At 45.4% G+C, this 10,892-nt stretch carries 15 protein-coding genes and 1 tRNA gene; 14 read left to right on the forward strand and 2 right to left on the reverse strand.

The features are described 5' to 3' along the window. From Q5911_RS14430 to Q5911_RS14460, 7 genes are all read left to right on the forward strand, one after another. Positions 1-866, forward strand: an 866-nt coding sequence (locus Q5911_RS14430) for a sensor histidine kinase (protein ID WP_303183831.1), incomplete at its 5' end; no start/stop codon positions are given. Continuing rightward, entirely contained in the window at positions 841-2,139 is a 1,299-nt protein-coding gene (locus Q5911_RS14435) for an ABC transporter substrate-binding protein (protein ID WP_303183833.1), read from the forward strand. The genes Q5911_RS14430 and Q5911_RS14435, both read left to right, overlap by 26 nt. Before the next feature lie 145 nt (positions 2,140-2,284). Next, on the forward strand, positions 2,285-3,589 hold the full coding sequence (locus Q5911_RS14440) for an ABC transporter substrate-binding protein (RefSeq protein WP_033125962.1): 1,305 nt from the start codon (positions 2,285-2,287) through the stop codon (positions 3,587-3,589). Between the two features lie 96 nt (positions 3,590-3,685). Next, positions 3,686-4,528 (forward strand): carbohydrate ABC transporter permease, encoded by an 843-nt coding sequence (locus tag Q5911_RS14445; protein WP_033125963.1) that lies wholly within the window; start codon positions 3,686-3,688, stop codon positions 4,526-4,528. Next, positions 4,529-5,365: a carbohydrate ABC transporter permease gene (locus tag Q5911_RS14450; protein WP_303183837.1), complete on the forward strand. Its 837-nt coding sequence runs from the start codon at positions 4,529-4,531 to the stop codon at positions 5,363-5,365. It abuts the gene before it with no gap. Between the two features lie 205 nt (positions 5,366-5,570). Beyond that, positions 5,571-5,643, forward strand: a tRNA-Lys gene (locus Q5911_RS14455). Between the two features lie 329 nt (positions 5,644-5,972). Further along, on the forward strand, positions 5,973-6,356 hold the full coding sequence (locus tag Q5911_RS14460) for a hypothetical protein (RefSeq protein ID WP_303183839.1): 384 nt from the start codon (positions 5,973-5,975) through the stop codon (positions 6,354-6,356). Between the two features lie 28 nt (positions 6,357-6,384). Here the strand turns inward: Q5911_RS14460 and Q5911_RS14985 are convergent, their stop codons facing one another. After that, a complete protein-coding gene (locus tag Q5911_RS14985) occupies positions 6,385-6,555 on the reverse strand; it encodes a helix-turn-helix domain-containing protein (protein ID WP_207750393.1) in 171 nt (56 codons plus the stop codon). A gap of 142 nt (positions 6,556-6,697) precedes the next feature. Here Q5911_RS14985 and Q5911_RS14470 point away from each other — a divergent pair, with 142 nt between their 5' ends. Further along, the gene (locus Q5911_RS14470; protein ID WP_303183843.1) at positions 6,698-7,051 is read left to right on the forward strand and encodes a hypothetical protein; all 354 of its coding nucleotides are present in this window, start codon (positions 6,698-6,700) and stop codon (positions 7,049-7,051) included. Positions 7,052-7,088: 37 nt separating this feature from the next. On the opposite strand, the gene Q5911_RS14475 is transcribed toward Q5911_RS14470, so the two are convergent. Then, positions 7,089-7,364 (reverse strand): helix-turn-helix domain-containing protein, encoded by a 276-nt coding sequence (locus Q5911_RS14475; protein ID WP_143931077.1) that lies wholly within the window; start codon positions 7,362-7,364, stop codon positions 7,089-7,091. A 147-nt stretch (positions 7,365-7,511) separates the two neighbouring features. Here Q5911_RS14475 and Q5911_RS14480 point away from each other — a divergent pair, with 147 nt between their 5' ends. From Q5911_RS14480 to Q5911_RS14505, 6 genes are all read left to right on the forward strand, one after another. Then, positions 7,512-7,958 (forward strand): hypothetical protein, encoded by a 447-nt coding sequence (locus tag Q5911_RS14480; RefSeq protein WP_143931076.1) that lies wholly within the window; start codon positions 7,512-7,514, stop codon positions 7,956-7,958. Positions 7,959-7,981: 23 nt separating this feature from the next. Further along, entirely contained in the window at positions 7,982-8,545 is a 564-nt protein-coding gene (locus Q5911_RS14485; protein ID WP_204906627.1) for a hypothetical protein, read from the forward strand. Between the two features lie 20 nt (positions 8,546-8,565). Then, positions 8,566-8,844, forward strand: a complete 279-nt coding sequence (locus tag Q5911_RS14490; protein WP_204906626.1) for a hypothetical protein — start codon at positions 8,566-8,568, stop codon at positions 8,842-8,844. Between the two features lie 342 nt (positions 8,845-9,186). Then, complete coding sequence (locus Q5911_RS14495) at positions 9,187-9,564, forward strand: hypothetical protein (RefSeq protein WP_303183849.1); 378 nt, start codon at positions 9,187-9,189, stop codon at positions 9,562-9,564. Beyond that, on the forward strand, positions 9,561-10,121 hold the full coding sequence (locus Q5911_RS14500; RefSeq protein WP_303183851.1) for a hypothetical protein: 561 nt from the start codon (positions 9,561-9,563) through the stop codon (positions 10,119-10,121). Before Q5911_RS14495 ends, Q5911_RS14500 begins: the two co-directional genes overlap by 4 nt. Positions 10,122-10,135: 14 nt before the next feature. Further along, positions 10,136-10,726, forward strand: coding sequence for a DUF1643 domain-containing protein (locus Q5911_RS14505; protein ID WP_303183853.1), 591 nt, complete (start codon positions 10,136-10,138; stop codon positions 10,724-10,726). Positions 10,727-10,892: the final 166 nt, after the last annotated feature.

The following is a 10,892-nucleotide window of genomic DNA, read 5'->3' on the forward strand; positions in this document are numbered from 1 at the left end:
CCAGAAGATTTACAAAGCCCATCCAGGAAATCCGAACGGCCATGGCGGAATTTGACGGCAGCAATTTTGACCGGACCATAGAGCTTCACACAAACACAGAGCTGGACGAGATCGGTCATTCCTACAATGAACTGCTCGGGAATATCCAGAGGCTGCTGGAGGAGATCAAGGAGCAGGAGAGAGAGCTGCGCACATCGGAGCTGAACATGCTGATCAGCCAGATCAATCCGCATTTTCTGTACAACACGCTGGATACCATCTATATGCTGGCCCGGATCAACAAGGAAGAGACGACTATGCGGATGATCCAGGCCCTGTCCAGATATCTGCGGCTGTCGCTGAGCAAAGGAAACGATATAGTGACTGTGGAAGACGAGCTGGAGAATGTGAAGAGTTACATGGAGATCCAGCAGATACGAAACAAAGATCTTTTCTCCTACCAGGTAGACTGCCGGGTGGATGCCGCCCACACAACCGTTCTGAAGCTGGTCCTGCAGCCGCTTGTGGAAAATGCAGTAAAGTATGGATTCCGGGATATTTTTGAGGGAGGACAGATCCGGATCACCGTGTGGAAGGAAGAAGAGGAGCTGTACCTGGAGGTGTACAACAACGGCACCCCCATGGAGGCGGACATGGTGCAGAAGATCAGCGGAATGAACAAGCTGCCCTTAGGGGAGATGAAAAACTGCTTTCCGGATAAGAGGCACGGTTACGGCGTGGTAAATATTCTGACCCGGCTCAGACTGAAGTACGGGGACGAGGCAGCCTTTTACTGCAGAGCACAAGAAGATGGAACAAGCTGTACGATCAAAATTCCCCGGGGAGACGGGCAGGAGGCATATGAGCAGGAACAGATACAGATTTAAAGAAAGAGTCATACAGGCGGCAGCGGTTTCCCTGCTTTTCTCCGTGGCAGCCGCAGGCTGCGCGGGAAGGCAGACAGAGGAAAAAGCAGGCGGGGAGGAGGTGTCCATCCCGGTCATCCTGATCGTGGACTCCTCTACAGGCAACAAAAATGAGGAGGATGTGATCCAGGCATTCAATGAACTGTATGATGGGAAGTGGCAGGCGGATGTGGAGTGGGTCATGGAGACGGAGGAAGAGTACCGGCAGAACCTGAAACGGCAGAATGTGACAGATACCCTCCCGGCAGTCATTACAGATCTCCGGATGCTTCCCGCCTTCTATTATACGATGATCCAGGATGGCAGGATTGAGGAACTGTCCGGGTATATCAAGGAAGATGAAGAGTGGATGGAGATGATCGAGCCGTCGGTGCTGGAGTCCTGCAGCGAGGAGGACGGCAGTATCTATCTGGGGCCTGTCAGTACGGCGGCATTTTCCTGTTCCGGGATCTTCTGGAACGAGGAGCTGTTTGCCCAGGCAGGTATTGAAAAATTTCCCGAAACATGGGAGGAATTCTGGGAGTGCTGCGAGAAGCTGGAAAGCTGCGGCATCACTCCGCTGGCCCTTCATACCGAGGGGACGGCCTGGGCGCCCATGCTTTTTGCCACGGCGGAGGCGGCCTCCACGGAGGAAGGGGCGCAGTTCATGCAGCAGTTTTACCCGGACACCTACCAGAATGAAAGCGGGCTGCGCATTGCCCGGACGCTGGAGCGGCTGTTTCAGTACACCACAGGTGATGCGCTGTATGTGGATTTTGATGTGTCCTATGAGAATTTTTTCTCCGGGAAGGCAGCCATGATCCCCAACGGATACTGGATGATGGATCAGATTCCCGAAGAGTGGCAGGACAAAGTAAGGTTCTCGGCATTTCCGGAAAACAGGCTGATCTCATCCCCGGAGACATTCGGCTGGGCCATTGTGTCCAGCTACAGCCAGGAAGTCAAAGAGGGGGCGGCGGCTCTTCTGAAGCTGCGCACGCAGATGAACATGGAGCAGAGGGAGGAGCTGTTTGAACAGAGTCCGGATTCCCTGACCCAGGCAGAGCGGGACTATATAGAGACCTACAAAAGCGGCCCGGTTCTTGTCCCCAACTACCAGGTGAAATGGAACTCCATCCTGCAGGAGGAGACGCTGGGAACCATCCTTCCGGATCTGGCCCAGGGGAAGATCAGCCCGGAGGAATTTACAAAAAAAGAAGACGAGAGCATCCAGGAATTTCTGGAGGAGCAGTGATGCTTCGGCGCCGGAGAAGATACCGGCGCTGAAGTATTTTTTTTGGCATTCCTGGTTTTTTATTTGATAACGGGGAGGAAGAGCGGCCGGTTATAATAGTCCCAGAACAAAGAAAACAGAGGTTTTCAGAAAGGTGAGGAAGGATATGAAAAAGAAAAAAGTAATATCATTATTATTAGTTGCAGCCATGACAGCAGGCCTGGTGGCAGGATGCGGAAGCTCCTCTGACTCCGGGGACAGCGGCAGCAGTGAGGCAGAAGGAAAGGTATATTACCTCAACTTTAAGCCTGAGGCGGACGAGTACTGGCAGGAACTGGCGGAAGTCTACACAGAGGAGACCGGCGTGGAGGTGACAGTTCTGACAGCAGCTTCCGGAGAGTATGAGAAGACACTGAAATCAGAGATGGCAAAGACAGATGCGCCTACCCTGTTCCAGGTAAACGGACCTGTGGGACTGGCAAGCTGGAAAGACTACTGCTATGATCTGTCTGACTCCGATATCGCAGGGGAGCTGACAGACGACAGTTTTGCGCTGATGGACGGCGATAAGATGGCAGGTATTGCCTACGTTATCGAGAACTACGGCATTATCTACAACAAGGACCTTCTTGAGAAAGCAGGCTACACAGCAGACGATATCACAGACTTTGACAGCTTTAAAAAGGTAGTGGAAGATATCACGGCAAGAAAGGATGAACTTGGATTTTCAGCTTTTACATCAGCAGGCATGGACAGCTCATCTGACTGGAGATTCAAGACACATCTGGCAAATCTTCCGATCTACTATGAGTACAAGGATGAGGGCATTGACAATACAGACGCCATCAAGGGCACATACCTTGACAATTACCGCCAGATCTGGGATCTGTACATCAATAATGCAACCTGCGAACCGACAGAGATTTCCACAAAGACAGCCGATGACTCTACAGCAGAGTTTGTGACAGAGGAAGCGGTCTTCTACCAGAACGGTACATGGGAGTACAACAACATTGCGGATATCGGGGATGAGAACCTTGGCATTCTGCCGATCTACATCGGAGTTGAGGGCGAGGAGAACCAGGGCGTCTGCACAGGAACAGAGAACTACTGGTGTGTAAACTCCAAGGCATCTGAGGAAGATATCCAGGCAACACTGGATTTCATGAACTGGTGTGTAACTTCCGATGAAGGTGTGGAGGCTATGTGCAAGGATATGGGATTTGTCATTCCGTTCGAGTCCAACCTTGAGTCTGAAAATACACTGGTAAACGAAGCCAACGCGTACATGGAAGATGGGAAAACACCTGTGACATGGGTATTCTCAACCATGCCTTCTGAAGAGTGGAAAAACGGAGTAGGATCTGCGCTGACTGCATATGCGGCAGATCAGACAGATGCCAACTGGGATAAAGTTGTAAGCGCATTTGTGGACGGATGGGCTACAGAGGCAGCGGCATCAGCAGAGTAATCTTTCCGGAAGATCTGAAAGACATATTGAATTGAACAGGAAAGCGGCGGGCAGAAAAAGTCTGAACGCCGCTTTTTCAGAAGGAGGAGGATTTATATGGAAAAAGCGATCAAGCGGTATATGCCCATCTTTGTGCTTCCCACATTCTGCGCATTTATCCTTGGATTTATTATTCCGTTCGTAATGGGGATCTGGCTTTCGTTCTGCAAATTTACCACAGTCACGGATGCGAAGTTTGTCGGATTATCCAATTACATCGAGGCGTTTAAGGACACGGTGTTCAGACATTCTTTCTGGTATACCGCCCTTTTCGCCGTGGTATCGCTGGTGGTGATCAATGTGATCGCCTTTGCCCTTGCCATGGCGCTGACCCAGAAAATGCGGGGAACCAATATTTTCCGCACGATCTTTTTTATGCCTAACCTGATCGGAGGCATCGTGCTGGGCTACATCTGGCAGCTCATCTTTAACGGCGTGCTGGCGCACTACAGCACAGCGCTGGGGCTGAATGAGTGGTACGGTTTCTGGGGACTGATCATTCTGGTGAGCTGGCAGCAGATCGGTTATATGATGATCATTTACATTGCAGGGCTTCAGTCCATCCCCGGAGACGTGATGGAGGCGGCCCAGATCGACGGCGCATCGCGGATCCAGAGACTTTTCAAAGTGACCATCCCCATGATGATGCCATCCATCACCATCTGTATGTTCCTGTCTATTACCAACGGATTCAAGCTCTTTGACCAGAACCTGTCGCTGACGGCAGGAGAACCGTCCAAGATGTCCGAGATGATGGCCCTGAACATCTTCAACACATTCTACGGACGTACCGGATGGGAGGGTGTCGGCCAGGCCAAAGCAGTGATCTTCTTCGTCATCGTTGTGGCTATCGGCATGCTCCAGCTCCGGGCTACCCGCTCAAAGGAGGTGCAGCAGTAAATGAAAAAGAGAAGCAGGATAAGCACGCTGGGGACCGGCGCTTTCACCATACTGGGGCTGGTCTACATCGCCCCGATACTGATCGTGCTTATGAATTCCTTTAAGAAAAAAGTATATATCAACAAAGAACCTTTTACGCTGCCGACGGAAAAGACATGGAACGGCTTTGAGAATTATCTGACAGCCATCGACAAGTACGAACTGCTCAGCGCCGTGGGCTGGACGGTATTTATTACCGTTGGCTCCGTGCTGGTGATCCTTGTGTGCACATCCATGTGCGCCTGGTATATTACAAGAGTGAAGACAAAGTTTACAAAGATCCTGTATCTGCTCTGTGTGTTCTCCATGGTCGTCCCCTTCCAGATGGTGATGTTCACCCTGTCTCTGGTGGCGGACCGGACCAGGCTCAACACACCCTGGGGAATTATCATCATTTACCTGGGATTCGGGGCGGGGCTGGCAGTCTTTATGTTCTGTGGTTTTGTAAAATCCATTCCGCTGGAGATTGAGGAAGCGGCTCTTATCGACGGCTGCACGCCTCTTAGAACTTTCTTTTCTGTGGTGCTTCCCATTATGAAGCCGACATACATCTCTGTGGGGATACTGGAAACCATGTGGATCTGGAATGACTTCCTCCTGCCTTACCTTGTACTGGACCTGAATAAATACAAGACCATATCCATTGCGATCCAGTATATGAAGGGAAGCTACGGCCGGGTGGACATGGGCGCCATCATGGCGGCGCTGATCCTGGCGGTCATCCCGGTGATCATCTTCTACCTGTCCTGCCAGAAGCACATTATCAAAGGTGTGGCAGCAGGCGCGGTGAAAGGATAAAACAATGGAAAAACATAAGAGGGCTGCCCGGCGGGGCAGCCCTCCTTTATCCGCATGCCCAAAATGAGCAGCCATATTTTTATAAAGTATATATGCGGATATAAAGAAAAAAGAAGAAAAAATAAAAAAACAGCTTGCATTCTTCTGGAAACTGTTATATAATATCACTTGCGTTAGGGAATGGCCTGATGGAAATACAAAAGATGCGCGATTAGCTCAGCTGGCAGAGCACCTGACTCTTAATCAGGGTGTCCAGGGTTCGAACCCCTGATCGCGCACTTAGAAATCGCTGTTTTTGCGGACATTGCGAGCCGCGGGGACGGCGGTTTTTTTCTGCCACAAATGGCGGATTTGCGCGGTTTCCATGCTTGCGACAGAAAAAGAACAAGTCAGAGCAAGGCGAAAAGAAAAATTGGAAGGGAAACAAAAATGTGGCGCGAAATCCGTCGCGAGTTCGTCGCGAGCAAAATAAATAGTCCAAGTTGATAGTGAAAATTAATTGCAGAATTGACAGCAGATGTATCTGGAAAGATACCTGCTGTTATTTTTTTGTAGATTTTTAAAACGTATATTATGTTTTTGATGTAGCAGAAGGAGGTGAAGAAGAATGTACATCAAAATATATACAAAAAGTCAGTTGGTGCTTCTTAGGAGTGTAAACGGTCTGTTCCGTAAGAAGTACAGACTGCCGCAGGAAATACTGAACAGAGTCGAGGCGATTCTCATGGTAAAGGACTTAGGAGAGCATGGCTTTGTGGCAGTTCTGCTTGATCCTGTGGAGAACGACATGACAGGGATTGAGGATGTTCTGAATTGTTATCCACGACTCCTTAAGGATGGCGAAGATGTGACAGATGTTCCTGTGGAAGAAACGAATACATGGCTGACAAAAGGAAAGGAGTGGTACATGGATACGTTAAAAATCAAAGGGGAAAAGAGTTGGATATATGCGATTTACTCCATGACTGTGGAGAGGATTTACGGAAAATAAAAAAGGAAGTGGAGATAATCCGGCTTCCTTAAGAGTCTTCTGTGAAGTTGACGATTTCATTTGGCGTACAGTCTAAAATCCTGCATAGTTTTTCAACAGTAAGAAGAGTTATATTCTTATTTTTCTTTAAAGCGTCTAAAGTCTTATTATCAATGCCGGATTGTAGTAATTTATATTGGCTGATATTCTTTGCGCGCATAGTTTCCCACAATGGAGAATAATCGATCACTACAATCACCGCCTTTCAAGTCTTTGATAGTATCGTACCCAGAAAGTGTAAAAATAAATATTGTGGATATATCCACAATGGTGTAGACTGTGAATAGACAGAGGGTGATTATATGGTAGAGAAATATGCTCAGGGTATGGGTGAGAAACAAAAAAGACTTTTTAATGATTTTGTAAAAATTTGTATATATGCAACAGATGAAGAGTTTGACGCGTTATTAGAGATGAGACCAGTAGATTACGGAATGTTTAAAAGTCTGTCCGAGCATTTGATAGAGATGGGTGCGGATACCAGTTTTTTTAAATTACATGAAAGATATCCCAAATACGCCAAGAGATATGGTGAAGAGATAGAGAATGAGATTTCAAGTATAACTTTTCCTAAGATGACAGCAGAAGAAGAAAAGCGTATGAAAGAGGAACTGTACGAAAAAATCAGAAAATTGTATGGAGATGATGCAGTATAAATACCAGGGGGAAGAGTGGTAAGCTCTTCCTCCTGATTTAGTCTTCCTGCTCTTCTGGTGGTATATATTCAATCAAATCTGTAAGATCACATTCCAATACATAGCAAAGGCGTCTTAATATGTCGATATCCAGCCGTTGAATTTTATTATCCCGATAATTCCGGAGCTGAGTTCTTTGCATTTCAGCACGGAAAGAAAGTTGATTTAAAGAAATATTGCGTTGTTCAAGAATATCTTTTAAGCGAATACGAATTTTGCCGCAGTCATCCATATTTACTGGGAGCTGACGCAAAGGATTTTCTTTTTTAGGCATAGTACCTACCTCCGTGAGTTAATTATAATTAATCATTCATCTGCTTGTAAGGTTGATAGTTGTATGGTATAGTTATCACATGGTTAGATATATGCTCATGTAAAAAGAAAAATACAGAATGATGAAGAAGAAAAGAGGTGAGAGAGGATGTTCTATTATTGTGCCAAATGTGGAAACATCAAAAAAGTAACTTTAAAAGGCAATGAAGGCGTAAGCTGTGAAGTATGTGGAACGCCTATGCAGCCTGTTCCGGCAGAGTACCTGATGCCAAATGGTAATTTCTTCAAGTCTCAGGATGCGCGTCAAAACTTCATTTCTGCAATTCAGTCATCTGATACATATGATCCTGAGATTGGCGGAAAGAAGGAAGAAGTAAAACGTGAGATTGAGGAAGAGAAGCAACAGCGAATTCAGGAAATGAACCAGAAGATGGAACAGGAGCAGTTTCATCTGACCTGCCCAGTCTGCGGCAGTCACAGCGTACAGAAGATTTCAACCGTAGGCAAATATGCAAAGATAGGTGCATTTGGAATACTTGGTGCAGATGATCTTGGAAAAAGATGGAAATGTAAGGTATGTGGAGCTAAATTTTAAATTACGAAAGGAAAGTGAAAGAGATGGGATTTTTTGATAAGGCTTTAAAAACGGCACAGAATATAGGAGACAGCATATCTACATCAGCAGTAAAGGCAGGTTCTTCTGTTGGTGTAGCGGCGCAGGATAACGCAGAATTAAGTGCGATAAAAATGCAGATTAATGTAATTGAGCAGGAACTTAATGCCGCATATGCGCAGATTGGAAAGAAATATGTGGATTATGTCAGTGAGACAGGGGATATGGGAGGACTGGATGTCACAGACCTGCTTACCATGATGGATCCCAAACTTACAAGAAAACAAGAACTGGAAGCACAGTTGATTGAACTTGAGAAACGTATGAAACAGAATGCTGTTCTCAGAGATAAGGCAAAAGCTGAAGAAGAGTTCCAGGAAGAAAAGACGAAACTCGACAGGGCGTTGGCAATGGATGTCATCTCTCAGGATGAGTATAATTACAAGATTAGCGTTGCCAGAAAGAAAGTAGACAACTTTGAGGAAATCAGAAGAATCGAACAGCAGTGTGAGATGGGAATTATCACAAACGAAGAGAAAAATGCAAAGATTGAAGCGCTTACAAAGTAGAGAAAGCAATAGGTAGATAAATGTATACATTGATAGGCATTATATGGCTTGCCCTTAGTATTATAATAGCTATAAAGTGGTATAACAAAGCAGAAAAAAATATAATTCGCATGGGAAGCCCTATAAAGCGTTTGATATTCTCAGCTTGGGACTGGGTTCTTTATCTGATCGTTTCGGCTATTCTTGTAGCGGTAGTGCTGGGTATCCTGCTCGGAATACTGAATGTATGGGGGTGGATAATCGGACTGGTATGTATTGCAGGTATAGTGATATGGATGCTGGTGAAAAGAAAGCATTAAGGAGAAAATCGGTTCAGAAGAACGCGAAGAAGATAGTCAAGCATGAACGTCCGCCAGAGTTCAAAGGAAAAGCTAAAAGAATAAAAGGTTAATTATCCGGGCGCACGGCAGTTTTGTCGTGCGCCCGGACTATTTTTAGGAGGAGGCAAAATGAGTTCTTATATCATAGGTATAGGTGCAGGGGTTCTATTGTTTAATGTAGTATATATAAATATGCTTATGTGGGAGAGGTGGGAAGTATGAAAAAGGATGTAGATGTAAAAATGATAATTGCCGGAGTGACTATGACTGTTTCTATCATAAAATTAGTTATTCAGCACAGGGGGCAGGTGAAACGGAAGAATGTATAGTATTGTATCGAATGAAGAAAAATTAAATCAACTTCAAAAAAACTGCTCAATGCCGGAGGTTTTGAGTGATGAAAAAGTGTTCAAACGGCTTAGGGCTGATCTTGAATGTCTTAATGAAGCATATGGGGCTGACAGAGATTTACAGGCTGATCTTGGAGGTTTTGTAGTGGTGATATGGGGTGGTCGGAGCGAAGTACAAAATGAAGTTGAAAAAGTATTGACCCATCATAAACTCCACTCAGATGAATATGAGTACATGGATAAAATAATCTTGCCGGAACGTGACGATATAACAGTTACGTTCCGGCTTTTTTTATGTTCCTCGGACTATGCAGTAGAGATAGTGACGATAGAGGAGGTGGGAGAGTGACATTTGCAGAAAGATTAGAACGGGAGGAATGGTGGGATGAACAGGAAAGTCTCTTGAACTTGTCGAATATCAATATGCCGCCAGATTACTATAACGGGAGTGAATGGGATTGGATCGGAGAGGTTACTGCCTACATATTCAGAGAGCCGGAAACTTGGCAGGACATATACAGAGAGTATCTTGTTAGGGCACAACAACAAGGAAACACGGAACATACAAGACTGAATTATTATCGAGATGAAGAGGGATATATCCATAGGGAGGGGGAAGATGAAACTTATTTGCAGATAAGTACAACAACGGCAGATATCGCTGTACTTAAAAAAGTTGGAGACTGGATGTGTGTGAACAGTATAAAGTTTCGCTTGGAATATCTGGTCTACTGCGAGATGATCTCAGACCAACGTATTCAATGGCTGAAACGAATGGAGACGTGTATAAAGAAAGAGTTCTCAGAAGTGCATAGAGTTAGGATGGCTCATGGACTGGAAGAGGCACAATTTAACAAAACAGAGGTGTTCTATGATTTCTTGAACACTGTATACATCATACTTTGAATAGGAGGATTACCATGGAAAATACAGTAAAACAGACAGGACTTTTAGAGAAGACAGGAGTTTTTGACGAAGAATTGAAGAACAGATATGAACTTCATTTGACCTACAATGGTGTGAAAGGGAAAAGAGTACTTGTGATCTGTATGAATCCGGCTAGTGATAATATACAGGTCTTTGACAGCACTACAAATTATCTTTTGAATAATTTCGGGATGATGGGGTACTCGGATATAACAGTCTGGAATCTTTTTTCAAGAATATGCACTAAGCTGAAACCCTCTGAAATCACAGACAACAACAGAAATATGGAATATCTAAAAGAACTGTTACAGTCGTCATATGACGCAATCGTGATAAGCTGGGGGTGTACTTTCATAGGGAATAAGAAAGTGGAGGCGGCAAAAAAAGAAGTTCTTGAGTTGTTACAGCCTTTTGAAAAACAGGTGTATGAAATTGTGGATAAGGAGGGGAGATACTCGAAACTTTCATATACTCATGTACTCTTTGCAGGACAACGGTTCAGTGGAGCGTGGGATTTGAGACAGGTGAAGTTTCCAAAACAGGAGAGAGGGAAGAAAGCGGTTCGTAAGACGGAAAAGAAATAATCACTGCTGACTGCATATGCTGTGGGTAGGCTTTGGGATATATGCCTACTCACAGCAGTAATACAGTTTGTTCTTCTGAAAAGAAGAATAGCTTAACAAGTTCATAGAAATAGGGAGTATCCCAAAGTTTGTGTAAACCTTCAAACTGATGTAAGATAGACTTACC

The sequence above is a fragment of the Lachnoclostridium phocaeense genome, assembly GCF_959599685.1.
Classification (GTDB): Bacteria; Bacillota; Clostridia; order Lachnospirales; family Lachnospiraceae; genus Claveliimonas; species Claveliimonas monacensis.

Excerpts from the sequence above, each read along its gene's own strand:
- Q5911_RS14435 (WP_303183833.1), top strand. The coding sequence starts at position 841 with ATGAGCAGGAACAGATACAGATTTAAAGAAAGAGTCATACAGGCGGCA.
- Q5911_RS14440 (WP_033125962.1), top strand. The coding sequence starts at position 2,285 with ATGAAAAAGAAAAAAGTAATATCATTATTATTAGTTGCAGCCATGACA.
- Q5911_RS14445 (WP_033125963.1), top strand. The coding sequence starts at position 3,686 with ATGGAAAAAGCGATCAAGCGGTATATGCCCATCTTTGTGCTTCCCACA.
- Q5911_RS14450 (WP_303183837.1), top strand. The coding sequence starts at position 4,529 with ATGAAAAAGAGAAGCAGGATAAGCACGCTGGGGACCGGCGCTTTCACC.
- Q5911_RS14460 (WP_303183839.1), top strand. The coding sequence starts at position 5,973 with ATGTACATCAAAATATATACAAAAAGTCAGTTGGTGCTTCTTAGGAGT.
- Q5911_RS14985 (WP_207750393.1), bottom strand. The coding sequence starts at position 6,555 with ATGCGCGCAAAGAATATCAGCCAATATAAATTACTACAATCCGGCATT.
- Q5911_RS14470 (WP_303183843.1), top strand. The coding sequence starts at position 6,698 with ATGGTAGAGAAATATGCTCAGGGTATGGGTGAGAAACAAAAAAGACTT.
- Q5911_RS14475 (WP_143931077.1), bottom strand. The coding sequence starts at position 7,364 with ATGCCTAAAAAAGAAAATCCTTTGCGTCAGCTCCCAGTAAATATGGAT.
- Q5911_RS14480 (WP_143931076.1), top strand. The coding sequence starts at position 7,512 with ATGTTCTATTATTGTGCCAAATGTGGAAACATCAAAAAAGTAACTTTA.
- Q5911_RS14485 (WP_204906627.1), top strand. The coding sequence starts at position 7,982 with ATGGGATTTTTTGATAAGGCTTTAAAAACGGCACAGAATATAGGAGAC.
- Q5911_RS14490 (WP_204906626.1), top strand. The coding sequence starts at position 8,566 with ATGTATACATTGATAGGCATTATATGGCTTGCCCTTAGTATTATAATA.
- Q5911_RS14495 (WP_303183849.1), top strand. The coding sequence starts at position 9,187 with ATGTATAGTATTGTATCGAATGAAGAAAAATTAAATCAACTTCAAAAA.
- Q5911_RS14505 (WP_303183853.1), top strand. The coding sequence starts at position 10,136 with ATGGAAAATACAGTAAAACAGACAGGACTTTTAGAGAAGACAGGAGTT.